The 17185-nt window shown below is 70.1% G+C and carries 22 protein-coding genes; 15 read left to right on the top strand and 7 right to left on the bottom strand.

Going from position 1 to position 17185, the window contains the following annotated elements; all coding sequences use genetic code 11:
• Positions 1 to 8 precede the first annotated feature (8 nt).
• The 4 genes from uraH (at position 9) to DRV85_RS03190 (ending at position 2221) form a co-directional block, all read left to right on the top strand.
• Entirely contained in the window at positions 9 to 362 is a 354-nt protein-coding gene (gene uraH, locus DRV85_RS03175; protein ID WP_113287988.1) for a hydroxyisourate hydrolase, read from the top strand.
• Positions 363 to 436: 74 nt separating this feature from the next.
• Positions 437 to 1198, top strand: coding sequence for an imidazole glycerol phosphate synthase subunit HisF (hisF, locus tag DRV85_RS03180; protein ID WP_113287989.1), 762 nt, complete (start codon positions 437 to 439; stop codon positions 1196 to 1198).
• On the top strand, positions 1195 to 1509 hold the full coding sequence (locus DRV85_RS03185) for a phosphoribosyl-ATP diphosphatase (RefSeq protein ID WP_113287990.1): 315 nt from the start codon (positions 1195 to 1197) through the stop codon (positions 1507 to 1509). The genes hisF and DRV85_RS03185 overlap by 4 nt, the downstream gene beginning before the upstream one ends.
• A gap of 103 nt (positions 1510 to 1612) precedes the next feature.
• Positions 1613 to 2221: a flavin reductase family protein gene (locus DRV85_RS03190; protein WP_113287991.1), complete on the top strand. Its 609-nt coding sequence runs from the start codon at positions 1613 to 1615 to the stop codon at positions 2219 to 2221.
• Positions 2222 to 2224: 3 nt separating this feature from the next.
• Here the strand turns inward: DRV85_RS03190 and DRV85_RS03195 are convergent, their stop codons facing one another.
• Complete coding sequence (locus DRV85_RS03195) at positions 2225 to 2479, bottom strand: accessory factor UbiK family protein (protein WP_113287992.1); 255 nt, start codon at positions 2477 to 2479, stop codon at positions 2225 to 2227.
• Between the two features lie 161 nt (positions 2480 to 2640).
• On the opposite strand from DRV85_RS03195, the gene lgt reads away from it, so the two are divergent.
• The 5 genes from lgt to DRV85_RS03215 all read left to right on the top strand — a co-directional run bounded on the left by lgt (position 2641) and on the right by DRV85_RS03215 (position 6763).
• Positions 2641 to 3543, top strand: a complete 903-nt coding sequence (lgt, locus tag DRV85_RS03200; RefSeq protein WP_113287993.1) for a prolipoprotein diacylglyceryl transferase — start codon at positions 2641 to 2643, stop codon at positions 3541 to 3543.
• Positions 3540 to 4607, top strand: coding sequence for a class I SAM-dependent methyltransferase (locus tag DRV85_RS03205; RefSeq protein WP_113287994.1), 1068 nt, complete (start codon positions 3540 to 3542; stop codon positions 4605 to 4607). The genes lgt and DRV85_RS03205 overlap by 4 nt, the downstream gene beginning before the upstream one ends.
• Positions 4604 to 5359: a peptidoglycan editing factor PgeF gene (gene pgeF / locus DRV85_RS03210; protein WP_113287995.1), complete on the top strand. Its 756-nt coding sequence runs from the start codon at positions 4604 to 4606 to the stop codon at positions 5357 to 5359. Before DRV85_RS03205 ends, pgeF begins: the two co-directional genes overlap by 4 nt.
• 194 nt (positions 5360 to 5553) lie before the next feature.
• Entirely contained in the window at positions 5554 to 5700 is a 147-nt protein-coding gene (locus DRV85_RS19345) for a hypothetical protein (protein WP_199525790.1), read from the top strand.
• Positions 5701 to 5980: 280 nt separating this feature from the next.
• Positions 5981 to 6763 (top strand): Hint domain-containing protein, encoded by a 783-nt coding sequence (locus DRV85_RS03215; RefSeq protein WP_113287996.1) that lies wholly within the window; start codon positions 5981 to 5983, stop codon positions 6761 to 6763.
• Positions 6764 to 6766: 3 nt separating this feature from the next.
• On the opposite strand, the gene DRV85_RS03220 is transcribed toward DRV85_RS03215, so the two are convergent.
• Positions 6767 to 7267, bottom strand: a complete 501-nt coding sequence (locus DRV85_RS03220) for an Lrp/AsnC family transcriptional regulator (RefSeq protein WP_113287997.1) — start codon at positions 7265 to 7267, stop codon at positions 6767 to 6769.
• A gap of 191 nt (positions 7268 to 7458) precedes the next feature.
• Here DRV85_RS03220 and trxB point away from each other — a divergent pair, with 191 nt between their 5' ends.
• The 3 genes from trxB (at position 7459) to DRV85_RS03235 (ending at position 11329) form a co-directional block, all read left to right on the top strand.
• The gene (trxB, locus tag DRV85_RS03225; protein WP_113287998.1) at positions 7459 to 8427 is read left to right on the top strand and encodes a thioredoxin-disulfide reductase; all 969 of its coding nucleotides are present in this window, start codon (positions 7459 to 7461) and stop codon (positions 8425 to 8427) included.
• A gap of 129 nt (positions 8428 to 8556) precedes the next feature.
• Complete coding sequence (locus tag DRV85_RS03230) at positions 8557 to 10260, top strand: bifunctional sulfate adenylyltransferase/adenylylsulfate kinase (protein WP_113287999.1); 1704 nt, start codon at positions 8557 to 8559, stop codon at positions 10258 to 10260.
• A 184-nt stretch (positions 10261 to 10444) separates the two neighbouring features.
• Positions 10445 to 11329, top strand: coding sequence for a sterol desaturase family protein (locus DRV85_RS03235; RefSeq protein WP_199525792.1), 885 nt, complete (start codon positions 10445 to 10447; stop codon positions 11327 to 11329).
• A gap of 66 nt (positions 11330 to 11395) precedes the next feature.
• Here the strand turns inward: DRV85_RS03235 and DRV85_RS03240 are convergent, their stop codons facing one another.
• A complete protein-coding gene (locus DRV85_RS03240; RefSeq protein WP_113288000.1) occupies positions 11396 to 11623 on the bottom strand; it encodes a DUF1150 family protein in 228 nt (75 codons plus the stop codon).
• Positions 11623 to 12042: an Hsp20 family protein gene (locus tag DRV85_RS03245; protein ID WP_113288001.1), complete on the bottom strand. Its 420-nt coding sequence runs from the start codon at positions 12040 to 12042 to the stop codon at positions 11623 to 11625. The genes DRV85_RS03240 and DRV85_RS03245 overlap by 1 nt, the downstream gene beginning before the upstream one ends.
• A 159-nt stretch (positions 12043 to 12201) precedes the next feature.
• Here DRV85_RS03245 and DRV85_RS03250 point away from each other — a divergent pair, with 159 nt between their 5' ends.
• From DRV85_RS03250 to DRV85_RS03260, 3 genes are all read left to right on the top strand, one after another.
• Entirely contained in the window at positions 12202 to 12426 is a 225-nt protein-coding gene (locus DRV85_RS03250; protein ID WP_113288002.1) for a YdcH family protein, read from the top strand.
• Between the two features lie 64 nt (positions 12427 to 12490).
• Positions 12491 to 12979 (top strand): 5-(carboxyamino)imidazole ribonucleotide mutase, encoded by a 489-nt coding sequence (gene purE, locus DRV85_RS03255; protein WP_113288003.1) that lies wholly within the window; start codon positions 12491 to 12493, stop codon positions 12977 to 12979.
• The gene (locus DRV85_RS03260) at positions 12972 to 14054 is read left to right on the top strand and encodes a 5-(carboxyamino)imidazole ribonucleotide synthase (protein WP_113288004.1); all 1083 of its coding nucleotides are present in this window, start codon (positions 12972 to 12974) and stop codon (positions 14052 to 14054) included. The genes purE and DRV85_RS03260 overlap by 8 nt, the downstream gene beginning before the upstream one ends.
• Before the next feature lie 37 nt (positions 14055 to 14091).
• Here DRV85_RS03260 and DRV85_RS03265 read toward each other — a convergent pair whose 3' ends face one another.
• Genes DRV85_RS03265 through DRV85_RS03275 form a run of 3 tightly spaced genes read right to left on the bottom strand, consistent with a single transcriptional unit; the run spans position 14092 to position 17179 of the window.
• Entirely contained in the window at positions 14092 to 15228 is a 1137-nt protein-coding gene (locus tag DRV85_RS03265) for an alpha-D-ribose 1-methylphosphonate 5-triphosphate diphosphatase (protein ID WP_113288005.1), read from the bottom strand.
• Positions 15225 to 15992, bottom strand: coding sequence for an alpha/beta hydrolase (locus DRV85_RS03270; RefSeq protein WP_113288075.1), 768 nt, complete (start codon positions 15990 to 15992; stop codon positions 15225 to 15227). Before DRV85_RS03270 ends, DRV85_RS03265 begins: the two co-directional genes overlap by 4 nt.
• 59 nt (positions 15993 to 16051) lie before the next feature.
• Positions 16052 to 17179 (bottom strand): DUF8173 domain-containing protein, encoded by a 1128-nt coding sequence (locus DRV85_RS03275; RefSeq protein ID WP_147238803.1) that lies wholly within the window; start codon positions 17177 to 17179, stop codon positions 16052 to 16054.
• Positions 17180 to 17185: the final 6 nt, after the last annotated feature.

The following is a 17185-nucleotide window of genomic DNA, read 5'->3' on the forward strand; positions in this document are numbered from 1 at the left end:
GGCTCGGCATGGCCGGCTATCTCACCACCCATGTCCTCGACACCGCGCGGGGCGCGCCGGCCGCGGGCCTGGGCGTTACGCTCTACCGGATCGAGGGCGGCACGCGGCAGGAGATCGCCCGCGCCACGACCAACGCGGACGGCCGCACCGACACGCCGATCCTGCCCGAGGCGCGCTTCGCCCCGGGCACCTACGAACTGCTTTTCGCCGCAGGCGATTACCTGCGCGCCCGGGGCCACGATGCGCCCGAGCCCTTCTTCCTCGACGAGATCCCGATCCGCTTCGGCATGGCCGAGGAGGCGCACTACCACGTCCCGCTCCTGCTCTCGCCCTACGGCTACGCGACCTATCGCGGCAGCTGAGTGGGCCCGCCGCGCGCCGTGGACTGGCGCGCCGGCGCCGCGCGTGGCAAGGAAGGCGCGAAAGGAGCGCGCGGATGCTCAAGACCCGGCTTATCCCCTGTCTCGACGTGGCCGAGGGCCGCGTGGTCAAGGGCGTGAACTTCGTCGATCTGGTGGACGCCGGCGACCCGGTGGAGGCGGCCATCGCCTATGACGCCGCGGGCGCGGACGAGCTCTGCTTTCTCGACATCAACGCCACGCACGAGAATCGCGGCACCATGTACGACGTGGTGCGCCGCACGGCGGAGCACTGCTTCATGCCGCTCACCGTCGGCGGCGGCGTGAAGGGACCGGAGGACGTGCGCGCGCTGCTGCTGGCCGGCGCGGACAAGGTGAGCTTCAATTCCGCGGCGGTGGCCGATCCGACGGTGGTGGCCCGCTCGGCCGACCGCTTCGGCAGCCAGTGCATCGTCGTCGCCATCGACGCCAAGCAGGTGGCGCCGGGCCGCTGGGAGATTTTCACCCATGGCGGGCGGCGCGCGACGGGCGTGGACGCATTGGCGTTCGCGGCGCGCGCCGAGCGCGAAGGCGCCGGTGAGATCCTGCTCACCTCCATGGACCGCGACGGGACGAAATCGGGTTTCGACCTGGAGCTGACGCGACGGATCTCAGAAACCGTCGGCATCCCGGTGATCGCGAGCGGCGGTGTGGGCACGCTCGATCACCTGGTGGAGGGCGTGCTCCGCGGCGGGGCGAGCGCGGTTCTCGCCGCCTCGATCTTCCATTTCGGCACCTACTCCATCGCCGAGGCCAAGGCGCACATGGCCGCGGCGGGCGTGCCCATGAGGCTGACATGAACGCGCTGGAGCGGCTGGCCGAGACCATCGCGGGGCGCGCCGACGCCGACCCGGAAGGCTCCTGGACCGCGCGGCTTTTGGCGCGCGGACCGGAGAAATGCGCGGAGAAGTTCGGCGAAGAGGCCGTGGAGGCCGTCATCGAGGCGGTCCGCGGCGACCGCGCGCGCCTGACCGCCGAGGCGGCGGACGTGCTCTATCACCTTCTGGTCATGCTGCAGGCGCGCGGCGTGACCCTGACGGAGGTGCTGGCGGAACTCGACCGCCGCGAGGGCACCTCGGGCATCGAGGAGAAAGCCCGGCGGGACGGCTGAGCGCGCGCTGCGCAGGACCTCTGCGCTCATGCACCCTGCGGCGTCTGGCGCCCCGGCCGCCGTTGCGCTAGCTGCAGCCGCGCAGAGAGAGGAGAGGCGCGAGATGTTCTACCGCCCCGAGGACGGCCACGGCCTGCCGCACAATCCCTTCAACGCGATCATCACGCCCCGGCCCATCGCCTGGGTCTCGAGCCGGGACTCGGCGGGCGTGGACAACCTCGCGCCCTACTCCTTTTTCAACGGCGTGGCCTATGTGCCGCCGCAGATCATGTTCGCCTCGACCGGCGCGAAGCCGGATCAGGAGGGCACCAAGGACAGCCTCAGCAACATCCGCGCGACCGGCGCGTTCTGCGTGAACATCGTGGAATACGCCATGCGCGACGCGATGAACGCCAGTTCGCAGACGCTGCCCCGGGAGGTGGACGAATTCGCCCACGCCGGGGTCGAGCGCGCGCCCTGCGAGCGGATCGACTGCAGCCGGGTGGCCGGCGCGCCGGCGGCGCTGGAATGCCGGCTCACCGAGATCACGCGCCTGCCAGGGAAGGCCAATTTCGTCGTCTTCGGCGAGGTCGTCGGCATCCATCTGCGCGACGACTGCCTGGTGAACGGCATCTTCGACGTCACCAGATACCAGCCGCTCGCGCGGCTGGGCTACAGGGACTACACCAAGGTGGACGAGGTCTTCACCATGCCCCGGCCGGACGACCTCTGAGCGTCACTCGCCCGCGGCGAGCTTCGCCTCGAGCGCGTCGATCCGGGCCCTGAGCGCCTCGTTCTCCTCGCGCGCCTTCTGCGCCATGGCGCGCACCGCGTCGAATTCCTCGCGCGTGACGAAATCGCGCTCGGCCAGCCAGCGGTCGATCATCGAGTTCATCGCCGTCTGCGCCTCTTCCCGCGCGCCCTGCGCCACGCCCATCGCGTTGGTCATGAGCTGCGAGAGATCGTCGAACACCTTGCTGCGGCTCTGCATCTGACTCTCCGCCGTTGCCTTCGTGGCTTATATGGACCCCTGCGGCCTCCGGCTCAAGGCGGCTGCGGCGAAGAGGCCCGCAAGGGCCGATGAGCCGCTCGTCGGCCCTCGCGGGCCTCCTCGCTTGACGGGCCGCGGGACAACGGGCACGAGAGGCGGCGATGCTGGCCATGATCCCCTTCCCGGAGATTTCGCCGGAGCTCTTCTCGGTCGAGCTCTTCGGCGTGGAGCTCGCGCTGCGCTGGTATGCGCTGGCCTATATCGTGGGCATCCTGATCGGCTGGCGGCTGGCGGTCATGGCCGTGAACCGGCCGCGGCTCTGGCCGGGCGGCGCGGCGCCGATGAGTGCCGAACAGGTGGACGACCTGCTGACCTGGGTGATCCTGGGCGTCATCCTGGGCGGGCGGCTCGGCTTCGTGCTGTTCTATCGCCCGGGATACTACCTCGGGAACCCGGGCGAGATCCTGATGCTCTGGCAGGGCGGCATGGCCTTTCACGGGGGCCTTCTGGGCGTGGCCGTCGCGGCGCTGCTGTGGTGCCGGCGGCAGGGAGTGTCGCCGCTGCGTGCGGCCGACGTGATGGCGCTGGCCACGCCGCCCGGCCTGCTGCTGGGCCGGATCGCGAACTTCATCAACGCCGAGCTCTGGGGCCGGCCCACGGACCTGCCATGGGGCGTCGTCTTTCCCGGCCGGCTCGCGCAGGCCTGCGGACAGCCCTTGGGCGAGCTCTGCGCGCGCCATCCCTCGCAGCTCTACGAGGCCGCGCTGGAGGGGGCGATCCTCGGCGCCGTGCTGATCTGGCTGGTCTGGCGGCGCGGCGCCTTCCGCTGGCCGGGCCTTGTGACCGGCGTGTTCCTGGCCGGCTACGGGCTCGCCCGGTTCCTCGTCGAGTTCGTGCGCCAGCCCGATCCGCAATTCGTCTCGGAGGGCAATCCGCTGGGGCTCGCCTGGCATGTCGGCGGCTGGGGGCTGACGATGGGGCAGATCCTGTCCCTGCCGATGCTGCTCGGGGGGCTCGCGCTCGCGCTCTGGGCGCTCAGGCGGGGGCGCACGGCAGCGGCATGACGCCGCTCGCGAAAACCCTGGCCGCCCGGATCGCGGCGGAGGGGCCGCTCAAGCTCTCCGACTACATGGCCGAATGCCTCATGCACCCCGCGCACGGCTACTACGCGACCCGCGACCCGCTGGGCGAGCGCGGGGACTTCACCACAGCCCCCGAAATCAGCCAGATGTTCGGCGAGATGGTGGGGCTGGCGCTCGGGCAGGCCTGGCTCGATCAGGGCGCGCCCGAGCGCATCGCCCTGGCCGAGCTCGGCCCGGGCCGCGGCACGCTGATGGCGGACATCCTGCGCGCCCTGCGCGCCGTGCCGGGGGCGCGCGCTGCTGCCGCGCTGCATCTGGTCGAGACCTCGCCGACCCTGCGCGCCCGCCAGCAGGAGACACTCGCCGGCCACGGCGTCACCTGGCACGCGGCGGCGGCCGATCTGCCCGACGACCGCCCGCTCTTCCTGGTAGCCAACGAGTTCTTCGACGCGCTGCCGATCCGCCAGTTCCAGCGGGCCGAGGGCGAGGCCTGGCAGGAGCGGCGCGTCGGCCTGCGCGACGGCCGGCTCGTGCCGGGGCTGGCGGGGCCCGCGCCCCAGCCCGAACTCGCCCACCGGCTGGAGGACACCGCGCCGGGCGACGTGGTCGAGATCTGCCCGGCGGCCCCGGCGATCGCCCAGGAGATCGGCGCGCGGATCGAGCGGCACGGCGGGGTGGCACTGATCGTCGACTACGGAGGCTGGCGATCGCGGGGCGACACGCTTCAGGCCGTGGCAGGACACGCCGCCGCCGATCCTTTCGAGGCGCCCGGCGAGGCGGATCTGACCGCGCATGTCGATTTCGAGGCGATCGCCCGCGCCGCGCCCTGCGCGCACGCGCGGCTCACGCCGCAGGGCGTCTTTCTGGAGCGCCTCGGACTCACGGCGCGTGCCCGGATTCTGGCCCGCAGCCTGTCCGGCGCGGGGCTCGAATCGCATGTCGCCGCCCATCGCCGGTTGACGCATCCCGAGGAAATGGGAACGCTTTTCAAGTGTCTCGCCCTTCATCCCAGCCGGGCCGCGCCGCCCCCCGGAGTCGACCCATGACGCTGGAAATTCTCACCTCCGACGCGCTCTCGCCGCTTCGCCACGGCTTCTTCACACGGCGCGGCGGGGCGTCGTCGGGGATCTTCGCGGGGCTCAACTGCGGACCCGGCTCGTCGGATCAGACCGAGGTCGTGGCGCTCAACCGGGCGCGCGCGGCCGAGGCGCTCGGCGTCGCCCCGGACCGGCTGCTCACCCTGCATCAGGTGCATTCGGCCGAGGCCGTCACCGTGAGTGCCCCCTTCGCCGAGCGCCCCCGCGCCGACGCGCTCGTGACGACCGAGCCGGGGCTGGCCATCGGCGTGCTCACCGCGGATTGCCTGCCGGTGCTCTTCGCCGACCACGCGGCCGGGGTCGTGGGCGCGGCGCATGCAGGCTGGCGCGGCGCGCAGGCCGGGATCCTCGAGGCGACGCTCTCTGCCATGCGCGCGGCCGGGGCGGAGCCGTCGCGCATCGTCGCCGTGATCGGACCGGCGATCAGCCAGACCGCCTACGAGGTCGGGCCGGAACTCGTGGAAAGGTTCGTCGACGAGGATCCGGACAACGCGCGCTTCTTCGCCGGCGGCGACGGGGACCGGGCGCATTTCGACCTCCCCGGCTATGGCGCGGCCCGGCTGCGGGCAGCGGGCGTGGCGCATGTGGAATGGCTCCGCCAATGCACCTATGCCGACCCGGCGCGCTTCTACTCCTACCGCCGTTCGCGTCACGCGCAGGAGGCCGATTACGGTCGGCTGATATCCGCGATCCGCCTCTGATCCAGCCGTCCGCCGCGCTGTGGATGCCGCTGAAAAACGTTTCAAAGCAAGAATTTCTGGGGCGGCCCGAATGTGGATTGGTGTTATCTTCCGGACCGCGGATTGCCGCGCCGAGGCCCAATCACCGCCGCAAAGACCGGCCAGCATGATGCGCAGGACGGGCTCGGCCGAGGCCCGGGCAAGGAGCAGAGCATATGAAGGCGCGCACCCGTTTCATCGAATCCGTCATCCGCAACGCGCGGGCGCAGGAAAGGCTCGAACTGCCGTGGGCGCGCGGCGCACGTCGTGCCGCGCGCATTGCCCGCCGCCGGGAAGCCGCGCAGAAGCTCAAGCGCGCCTGACCGCGACATCCGAGCGCCCGTCGCGGGCCGTCCGGCGATTCGGGCGGCCCGTCGCATTTTCGACGCGCGGACCGGCGAGGATCTGGGCCGACTGGCGCCGATCAGGGAACAATCCCCCAAAAGCCCCTCACATTGGCCATCTGCGCGCTGCAATGCGCATGGATCTTTGACGGCATTGTGGAAATGTGGCTATCTCTCGCTCCAACGAAGGCAACGCAGACATGTCTGGCGTCGCTGGTGGGGGCCGGCACGGATGTGATCAACCTGTTCGGGTGCTCACATGTCGACCCACACGATCCGCGCCTTGTCCGCGGGCTACAATTTATCCGAACCGGCCCGGGCGGGTCGGTTTGCTCAGCCGGACGGGCGGCCTCGATGCGATTCCTCTCTCTCGCGCGGGATCGAGGCCGCCTCTCTGCTTCCTGACGGCAGCATCGATGTCAGAAAGCACACGGTCCCCGACCATCCGCTGTTCCTGGAGGCGGCCGGCGCGATCGCACGCGGTACGCTCCTGCGCACCACCGCGGGCCCGGTCGCCGTCGAGGATCTCATGCCGGGCGACGCGCTCTGCTGCGCGGGCGGGCGGAGCGAGCAGGTTCTCTGGATCGGCTCGACGCTGGTCGCCGGCGGCGCGCAGCCCACGCCGTCGCTCACCCGTGTGATGCCCGAGGCATTCGGCCTCGGCCGGCCCGCCGCGGACGTTCTGGCCGGCCCGGCGGCGCGCATCCTGCATGCACGCCCGGAGCTCATGCCGCTGACCGGCGCGGCGGAGGTGCTGACCCCGCTGGCCGATTTCCGCGACGGCGAGACGGTGATCCAGGTGACGCCGCCCAGCAGCGTGCGCGTCTACCACATCCTGCTGGCGCGTCATTGCGCCTTCGACGCGGGTGGCCTCGCGGTCGAGAGCTTCCACCCCGGGCTGCGGACCGCCGACATCCTGGACCCGAGCCTGCGCGCGCGCTTCCTGTCGCTCTTCCCGCATCTGACCAGTTTCGCCGGGTTCGGCGCGCTGGCCTGGCCGCGCGTTTCGGGCGAGACGCTCGCCCGGCTCACCGCCGCCTGAGCGTCAGGCCGACCGGCTCAGCCGGTCCTCGAGCACGTCGAACGGCACGCCGGGTTCCTCCTTGGCCGCGCGGATCACGAGGGAAGTCTTGACGCTGGCGACGTTCTCGGCCGCGGTGAGCTCTCCGGTGAGGAAGCTCTGGAAAGTGGAGAGATCCGGCGACACGCACTTGAGGATGAAGTCCACCTCGCCGTTGAGCATGTGGCACTCGCGCACGAGCGGCCAGGCGCGGCACCGGTCCTCGAAGGCGACAAGGTCGGCCTCGGCCTGGCTGACGAGCCCCACCATGACGAAGACCTGCACCTCGAAGCCGAGCTCGCGCGCGTCCACCCTGGCGTGGTAGCCCTTGATGTATCCCTGCTCCTCGAGCGTGCGGACGCGGCGCAGACAGGGGGGCGCAGAGATCCCGACCCGGCGCGCGAGTTCGACATTCGTCATCCGGCCGTCGGCCTGGAGCTCTGCGAGAATCTTCCGGTCGATCGGATCGAGCCGCGAACCCGGCATCCTGCCCTCCCCTCGTTTTGCGGTTCTTATAGCAACAACCTGAGCGCGCGCAATAAAGTTTCGCTGCAGCGCAATATTCTTAGCCGCGACGCCCGGCTTGCACGAGACGCAATGCCGCCGTCCCCGCCGCGGGGCTTTCTCCGCGGCCGCGGTTGGCATATATGCTCGGCCTCGAATAAGTGGAGGGCGCCATGGGCGAGACACGGCACACCAAGGTTCTGATCATCGGCTCCGGCCCGGCTGGCTACACCGCCGGGGTCTACGCCGCACGCGCCATGCTCGAGCCGCTTCTCGTGCAGGGGATCGAGCCGGGCGGGCAGCTGACCACGACCACCGAGGTCGAGAACTGGCCCGGCGACACCGAAGTGCAGGGCCCGGACCTGATGGTGCGCATGGAGGCCCACGCGCGCGCCGTGGGCTGCGAGATCGTGAGCGACATCATCACCTCGCTCGACCTGCAGACCCGTCCCTTCGTGGCCGAGAGCGACAGCGGCGCCACCTACACCGCCGACGCGGTGATCCTTGCCACCGGCGCGCGGGCGAAATGGCTGGGTCTGCCGTCGGAGGAGAAGTTCAAGGGCTTCGGCGTCTCGGCCTGCGCGACCTGCGACGGTTTCTTCTACCGCGGGCAGGAGATCGTCGTGGTGGGCGGCGGCAACACCGCCGTCGAGGAGGCGCTCTTCCTGACCAACTTCGCCTCGAAGGTCACGCTCATCCACCGCCGCGACGAGCTGCGCGCGGAAAAGGTGCTCCAGGAGCGGCTTTTCCGTAACCCGAAGATCGAGACGCTCTGGTTCCACACGCTGGACGAGGTTGTGGGGACCGAGGATCCGCTCGGTGTCGAGGGTGTGCGGGTCAAGGACGTGCGCACGGGCGAGATCACCGAGATTCCGGCGAAGGGCGTCTTCATCGCCATCGGGCACGCGCCGGCCAACGAGCTCGTCAAGGATGTGCTCGAGACGCACCACGGCGGCTACGTCAAGGTCGAGCCGGGCAGCACGCGCACCTCGATTCCGGGCGTCTTCGCCGCCGGCGACATCACCGATCACATCTACAGGCAGGCGGTGACCAGCGCCGGCATGGGGTGCATGGCCGCGCTCGACGCCGAAAAGTTCCTTGCCGAACAGGGCGTGGCCGAGGGCGCGCAGGCGGCCGAATAGTCCGCGTGCAACCGTCGTGGCGCGGCGGCAACAAGTCGCGATCTCGCGCTTGCATCCGGCCGCGCGCCGGGCCAGAGAGCGCGCGCGAAAGCGCTCTCCGACCTCCAACCGCACGTAACCAGAGCCCCCATGACCGAAAACCTCGTCCCTCTGCCGGAACTCTACGTCTCGTTCGAAAGCGCGCAGAAACTGAAGGCCGAGGCGGCGGATCTGCCGAGCTGGGATCTCAGCCCGCGGCAGACCTGCGACCTGGAACTGCTGATGAACGGCGGCTTCCATCCGCTCAAGGGTTTCCTCGGGCAGGCAGACTACGACTCGGTCGTGGACAGGATGCGGCTGGCCGACGGCACCCTCTGGCCGATCCCCGTCACGCTCGACGTCTCCGACGCCTTCGCCGAGACAATCGAGCCGGGCCACGATATCGCGCTGCGCGACCAGGAGGGCGTGATCCTCGCCACGATGACCGTCACCGACAAATGGGTGCCGGACAAGGCGCGCGAGGCCGAGATGGTTTTCGGTGCGGATGACGCCGCCCATCCCGCGGTGAACTACCTGCACAACGCGGCGGGCCGCGTCTATCTCGGCGGCCCCGTGACCGGCATCCAGCCGCCGGTGCACTACGACTTCAAGGCGCGGCGGGACACGCCGAACGAATTGCGCGCGCGCTTCCGCAAGCTGGGGTGGCGGCGCGTCGTCGCCTTCCAGACGCGCAACCCCCTGCACCGCGCGCACCAGGAACTGACCTTCCGCGCCGCGCGCGAGGCGCAGGCGAACCTGCTGATCCATCCCGTCGTCGGCATGACCAAGCCCGGCGACGTGGATCACTTCACCCGCGTGCGCTGCTACGAGGCGGTGCTGGACAAGTATCCCTCGGCGACCACGACGATGTCGCTGCTCAACCTCGCCATGCGCATGGCCGGCCCGCGCGAGGCCGTCTGGCACGGCATCATCCGGCGCAACCACGGCTGCACCCATTTCATCGTCGGCCGCGACCATGCCGGCCCGGGCAAGAATTCGCAGGGCGAGGATTTCTACGGCCCCTATGACGCGCAGGAGCTCTTTCGCAAGCACCAGGACGAAATCGGCATCGAGATGGTCGATTTCAAACACATGGTCTACGTCCAGGACCGCGCGCAATACGAGGCCGCCGACGAGATCGAGGACGGCGCGACGGTGCTCAACATCTCGGGCACCGAGTTGCGGCGCCGTCTGCGCGAGGGGCTGGAGATTCCCGACTGGTTCTCCTTCCCCGAGGTCGTGTCGGAACTCCGCCGGCGCTACCCGCCGCGCTCGCAGCAGGGCTTCACTGTCTTCTTCACGGGCTTCTCCGGCTCGGGCAAATCCACCATCGCCAACGCGCTGATGATCAAGCTGATGGAGATGGGCGACCGCCCGGTGACGCTGCTCGACGGGGACATCGTGCGAAAGAACCTCAGCTCCGAACTCGGCTTTTCCAAGGAGCACCGCGACCTGAACATCCGCCGCATCGGCTATGTCGCCAGCGAGATCACCAAGAACGGCGGCATCGCGATCTGCGCGCCCATCGCGCCCTACGCGGCCACCCGGCGCGCCGTGCGTGAGGAGATCGAGCAATACGGCGCCTTCGTCGAGGTCCATGTCGCCACCAGCCTCGAGGAATGCGAGCGGCGCGACCGCAAGGGGCTCTACCGGCTCGCCCGCGAGGGCAAGATCAAGGAGTTCACCGGCATATCCGACCCCTACGACGTGCCCGAGGCCCCCGAGCTGCGCGTCGACACCGAGGGCGTGGACGTGGACAACTGCGCCCACCAGGTGCTGCTCAAGCTCGAGTCGATGGGTCTCATCGCGGGCTGAGCGCCGGCTTCGGCGCGGCTGCCGGCCGAAAGCGCCACCATGAAACGGAGGGCGACGGACCACCGGCGCCCTTTCCCGTTGCAGCCCTGCATCAGTGCGTCCCGACGGTCGTGACTGGCCATGATTTTGCCGGGTTTGTCTGAGAAGACGCGCAATCAGGCGAACGTGGTGGAAGGAGAGGGCCGTGATCGCGACTCTACAGGAGTTCCTGGTGCAGAGCCTGGCGAGCCTCATCATCGCCGCGAAGGGCCTCGTCTGGCCGGCACTCTTCTTCTTGCTGCTCGGCCTCGCGGTCAAGAGACGCCGGCTGGCCGGCGACATCAGGCGCGCGCTGCGCGAGGCCAGCCTGAACCTTCAGCTCATGGCGTTCAACCTGGTCTTCGTGGTTCCACTGATCGCCATGGCGGGACAGGCCTTGGCGAACTTCAGTGCGGCGCACGGTCTCGTGCTAGTTCCCGCCTCAGCCTGGGACCGGATGCACCCGGCGGCCGTGATCTTTGCCGCCGTGTTCATTGGCGACTTCACCGCCTACTGGCGTCACCGGCTGGAGCATACGCGGCTGCTATGGCCCGCGCATGCGGTGCATCATTCGGACACCCAGATGACCTGGACAGCCATTGAGCGCTTCCACCCGATCAACCGCTGCAGCACCTTCTTCATCGACGCGAGCGTGCTGATCCTGATGGGCCTTCCACCCTTCGCCGTCGTCGCCAACTATCTCGTTCGGCACTACTACGGCAGCTTCATACACGCAGACCTGCCGTGGACCTACGGGCCGCTTGGTCGGATCTTCGTGTCGCCGGCAATGCACCGCTGGCACCATTCGGCCGACGAACGCGCCTTCGACAAGAATTTCGCCACGGTGTTCTCGGTCTTCGACCGGGCGTTCGGCACCCACTACGTTCCAGGACCACACGAGGGGCGCCTCGGCGTGCACGACCCGATCGCGCCCACCCTGACCTCGCAACTGACCTACGCCCTGACGCCGCGCGCCTACCGGCGCACGCCGCCAGAAATCAATCGCGAAGGTTCCGAGACCGAGGCGTCCCGTGCAGTGCCTGCCGAATAGTGACGGGTCGGAAGCCGCAACTCCGGCACGACACCCTGTCGGCCTGAGTATCCTCGATTGCTTTCGTCAGTGCACCGTGACGGGTGCCAGGTCGTTCTGCCGCGCCAGCACGAAGGCCAGCCGCCGGTCGCGCACCAGCGCGAGGCGCTCGCCCTCGGCGTTATGCACCGCATAGAGCGTGTCGATGCCGCTCGCCTGCTCACGCACCTCTTCGGGCAGATCGGCCACCTTCACGGGGCGGACGTAGACGATCCTCTGGTCGTCGGCGCCGCCGAAATCGAATCTGGTATCCATTACGCTCCCCCTTTCCTGATGCTGATCGTCTGCACCACGTTCTCGGGACGCTCGCGCGCCAGGTCGATATGCAGAAGCCCGTTCTCGAGCACCGCCTCGCCCACCTCGACTCCGTCGGCCAGGACAAAGCTGCGCTGGAACTGCCGGGCGGCGATGCCGCGATGGAGAAAGACGCGGTCTTCGCCGGTGTCGCCCTGCCGCCCGCGGATCACGAGCTGGCGATCCTCGACCGTGATGGCGAGATCGTCCTCCGAGAACCCCGCGACAGCGAGGGTGATGCGCCACGAACAGTCCGAAGTCTGCTCGATGTTGTAGGGAGGGTATCCGTCGTTGCCCGACTTCGCGGAGCGTTCGAGCAGCTGCTCCAGCTGGTCGAAGCCCAGCATATGGGGGTGGCCCCCCAATCCCATCTTGCTCATCGACACGTCCTTTGCACAAGCGACAGTCCGCTGCGCGGCCCCGTTCCGGCGACCGCGCACAGCGGAAATATGGGGGCGTGTCCTACCCCGCGCAAGGTCTTTGCCGGGCAGCGGCGGTGCGGTATCCTGTGACCGCGCGCAACAGGGAAGATGGTTGAAATGAACGCTCCCAGCGATCTGTCGATGCAAACCGAGGAGGTTCTCCGCCACGAGCTGGAGGTCTACCGGCGCGAGCACCGCGACCTCGACGAAGCGATCGCGGCGCTGCAGGAGCGGGGCACGGCCGACCGTCTCACGCTCCAGCGGCTCAAGAAGAAGAAGCTCCAGCTCAAGGACCGCATCGCCTATATCGAGGATCTCCTCTATCCCGACATCATCGCGTGAGCCCCGGCCGTTGCGCCCGGCATGCCGGTCTCTATAGTGCACGGCTCTAGCCGCGGAGGAGCGCATGCCGGAGCCGCAAGTGGGCATCATCATGGGCAGCCAGTCGGACTGGGCGACCATGAAGGAGGCCGCGACGCTGCTGGAGACGCTGGAGGTGCCTTACGAGGCGCGCATCGTCTCGGCACACCGCACACCGGACAGGCTGTGGGACTACGGCCGCACCGCCGTGGCGCGCGGGCTGAAGGTGATCGTCGCGGGTGCCGGCGGGGCCGCGCATCTGCCGGGCATGATGGCCTCCAAGACCCGCCTGCCCGTGATCGGCGTGCCGGTCGAGAGCCGCGCGCTCAGGGGCGTGGACAGTCTCTATTCCATCGTCCAGATGCCGCGCGGCTTTCCGGTGGCGACCATGGCGATCGGCGCGGCAGGCGCGGCGAACGCGGGGCTGATGGCGGCAGGCATCCTCGCGCTGGGCGATCCGGCGCTGGCCGAGCGGCTCGAGCGCTGGCGCGAAGAGCTCTCCGCCGCGATCCCGGAGGTGCCGCAGGATGAGTGACCCGCTCCCGCAGGGCTCGGTGATCGGCATTCTCGGCGGCGGACAGCTGGGCCGGATGCTCTCGGTGGCCGCCGGGCGGCTAGGCTACCGCTGTCGCATCTACGACCCGGCGCCCGAGCCGCCGGCCGGGGATCTGGCCCATGCGGTCACCACCGCGGGCTGGGACGACGCCGAGGCGCTCACGGCCTTCGCCCGCGCCTGCGCGGTGGTGACCTACGAATTCGAGAACGTCCCCGAGGCCGCGCTCGACGCCGTGGAGGCGGAGGCGCCCGTACGCCCGTCGCGCCGCGCACTGTCGGTGAGCCAGGACCGGCTGACGGAGAAGACCTTTCTCGCCGACCTCGGCCTTGCCACGGCGCCCTTCGCGGCGGTGGCCGACGACGGCGAGCTCGCCCTCGCGCTGGCAGAGATCGGGCTGCCGGCCATCCTCAAGACCCGCCGGCTCGGTTACGACGGCAAGGGCCAGGCGCGTATCGACCGGGCAGAGGACGCCCATGCGGCGCTGGCCGCGATGCAGGGCGCGCCGGCCATCCTGGAGGGGGTGGTGGAGTTCACGCGCGAGATCAGCGTGATCGCGGCGCGCGATCTCGCCGGCGACGTGGCCGCCTACGACCCCGGCGAGAACGCGCACCGGGACGGCATCCTGCGCCGGACCACGGTGCCGGCCCGGCTGAGCGCCTGGGAGCGGGCGGATTCGGCGCTGATCGCCGGGAAGATCCTGAACGCGCTGGAGTACGCGGGCGTTCTGGGCGTCGAGCTCTTCGTCACGCCGCAGGGTCTCCTGGTCAACGAGATCGCGCCGCGGGTACACAATTCGGGGCACTGGACGCAGGCCGGCTGCGCGGTGGACCAGTTCGAGCAGCACATCCGCGCGATCGCGGGCTGGCCACTGGGCGACGGGACGCGGCATTCGGACGTGGTGATGGAAAACCTGATCGGAGAGGAGGTCGCAGGCGTGATGGAGCTCGCCCGCAAGCCCGAGGTCTCGATCCACCTCTACGGCAAGGGAACGGCCCGCCCTGGTCGCAAGATGGGGCATGTGAATCGGGTGACGGGGCCCGCTCATCGGTCCTGACGGGCCTCTTCGCGAGGAGCGCCCGGACGGGCGGCCGTCACATCAGGAAACGCGCTGCGGCCTCTCCGGCCATGTAGCGCGGCACGCCGTCGGCGAAGGTCGCGCCGACCCGCCCGGCCGTGTCCAGAACCACAAGGTCGGCCCGCATCCCCGGCTCAAGCCGCCCGCGATCGGCGAGCCCGAGCATCGCGGCCGGCCGCTCCGAGATCAGCGCCCAGGCCGCCGCCAGGCCAAGGCGCGGAGCGAGCAGCATCGCCGCCTGTTTCAGCGCCGGAAAGTGATAGTCGGAGGCAAGCGCCGTCACGAGCGCGTCGGCCACCAGATCCGCTGCCGCCACCTTGCCGTCGTGCGAGCCGCCGCGCACGACATTGGGCGCGCCCATGACCACCGCGTCGCCTGCGCTCGCAGCCGCCTCGGCCGCCGCGCGCGTCTCGGGAAACTCGGCGATCCGCACGCCGCGCGCGCGCCAGAGCGCGCGATCCTCGGCAGTGCGGTCGTCGTGACTGCCCAGAAGCATCCCGCGCGCGGTCAGCCGCGCGGCCAGCGCGTCGAGCGCGGCGGGCACCTCCGAGCCGCGTGCGTGCAGCCGCTGCATGAGGGCAAGATGCGCCTCGGGGCTGCGGCCCGACTTCAGCGCCTGGCCGGTCAGGCGCGGCGGCCTGCGCCCCTCGGCGAGGCGCGCGTGCGGCAAGTGGTCGTTGAAGACGACGTAGGCCACCCGATGCGCTGCAACCGCCGCCTCGAAATCGGCGTAGTCGTCCAGCATGTGCGTCTCGAACCGCAATTGCGCGCGCAGGTCGGTGCCCTCTTCCGCCCGAGCGTCAAGCGCCGCAAGCACCCGGCGGGCGAAAGCGGGCGCGCGCATGCCCCCTTCCCAGCTCCAGAACTGCGCGAGCACCGCCGTGGTGATCCCGTTCGCCGCGAGCTCGGCCTCGGCCGCATCGAGCCCCGCGCCCAGGTCCGCCATCGCGCCGCGGCGCGGCGCGAGATGCCGCTCGAAACCGTCTCCGTGCGCGTCGACGATTCCGGGCAGCAGGCGAAAGCCCGACAGGTCGACCCGCCGCGCCCCCGTCGGCGGATCAGCGACGATCCGACCGCCGGAGACGGCGAGGACGTCGCGCGCGAGGCGCCCCGCGCGCAGCACGTCGGCGCCGGTCAGGACGAGCGGTGTCACCGCCCGCCCGCCGGTGGCCCGCAGACCGGCGCGACACAGGCCTCGGGCAGCTTCAGCACCGCGTCGCCGAACCCCATGCCGGGGTCGAAGCGCCCGGTTTCGAGAAAGGTCAGAACCTGCGCGATGACCAGCGGGCTGTTCATCATGAAGGTATGCGTGACCGGCAGGACGATGTGGTCGTCCATCCCCGCGACCCGGGTCGCGGCGACCGCGACCTTGCCGTCGTCGGGGCCGTCGATGATCGCCGAAAAGAAGGGATTGAGCGACCGGTCGCCGGCGATGACGCCCAGCTCGAAGCCCACGGGCGGCAGGCTGCCGGGCAGATCGTCGGTGCCCATCTGCGCGCCGGCCGGGCCGTTGAGCCACTGAAAGAGCTCGAGCCCGCCCAGGGCATCCACGAGCGCCGTGCCCTGGTTGGGCGGGCCGAGCATGACGGCGCGGCTGCCCTCGGGGAGAGGATGCTCTTCCGCCCAGACGCGCAGCAGGATTCCGCCCATGGAATGCGTGACGAAATGGACCCGCTCGTCGCCGCAGCGCGACAGCGCGCGGGGCAGCACGTCGCCCACCAGATCCTCGACCGGCGCGCGGGTCGATTCGTATCCGGGCGAGACGACGCGGTAGCCCGCGGCCTGCAGCACGGTCTCCATCAGAACGAAGGACGCCTCGGAACGCGCCAGACCGTGCAGCAGGACCACGCACTCCGCGCGCGCCGGGGCCGCGGCGGGCAGGATCAGCAGCAGCGCGAGGGCGGCGAGACGGCGCATGGAGCCGAGATAGACAGCCCCGGCCCCGGGCAGAAGCCCCCCGCGCGCGGAACGTGCCGTCAATAGCTCGTCCGGCCCAGGAAACGGGGACGGAAGAGCTTTTCCACGATGGCGCCCAGCCCCGCGAGCGAGAGCGCCAGCACGAAGAGCCAGCCGAGGAAGGGGATCGCGCCGATGATCCCCGCGACCAGCGCGCCCACGCCGGCCGAGAGCGCCTTCTGCCCGATGCTGCCGGGCTCGGGCCGCCCGAAGGCCATCAGAAGCCCCACGCCGAAGGAATAGACGCCCACGACATAGCCCGCGATCCCGGCGACCATGGCGAGCAGCACGAAGGCGGGGATGGCGAAGATGCCGATGATGGTGAAGGCGAAGACGACCATGGCGCCCACAATAACCGACTGGCCCAGAAAGCCGATCCAGAGCGAGCCGAAGGGCGCGGCCAGCAGGCGCCGGCGCATCTCGGCCAGCGACTCCGGGATCAGCGCCGCGACGAGCGTGGCGAGCGCGGTCAGCCCGATGATCCCCGCGATGAAGCTCGCAAGCACCCGGCCCGCGTCGATCGGCTGGAACTCCTCCATCGGCGGCTCCCATTCCTCGACCTCGCGGCGGGTGATGCGATCCGCGGCGATCACGCTTGCCGGCACCTCCGCCGCCTCGCCCTCGGCCTCGTAGAGGAAGAGATGCCCGCCGATCCGGGCGTTGCGGCCGAACTCGATCTCGCGCGCGGCGACATGCATCTCGCCCGCCACCTCGGCCTCCAGCACGACCCGCTCGGCGGTGACGGCGGCGTAGCCCGCGACCGGCCCCTCGATCCGCACCTCCGAGCCGGTGGCGCGCAGGTCGCCGCCGATCTCGCCCGTCTCGATCCGGTAGCCCAGCAGCGAGGCGTCGCCCGATACGGGCGCGACGAGCGTCACATACATGCCGGCGGCATAGACGTCCCCCCCGACCGGTGCGGTCACCTCGACGTTGCGGCCCGCGATCATGGCGTCGCCGCCCAGCGCCGCGGCGCTTTCCACGGTCTCTCCCGCCATGAGAAGGTCGTCGGCGCCCTCCGCCACATGCCGCACTGTCTGTCCGGCCGTGAAGACGTCGCCGCCCACGTCCTGCGCGACGCTGTCCTCCGACTGCGCCACCGCGCCGCCGGCAAGGCCCAGCGCCAATATCGTCACGAATATCCGAATCATCGAAGG

The sequence above is a fragment of the Rhodosalinus halophilus genome (assembly GCF_003298775.1).
Classification (GTDB): domain Bacteria; phylum Pseudomonadota; class Alphaproteobacteria; order Rhodobacterales; family Rhodobacteraceae; genus Rhodosalinus; species Rhodosalinus halophilus.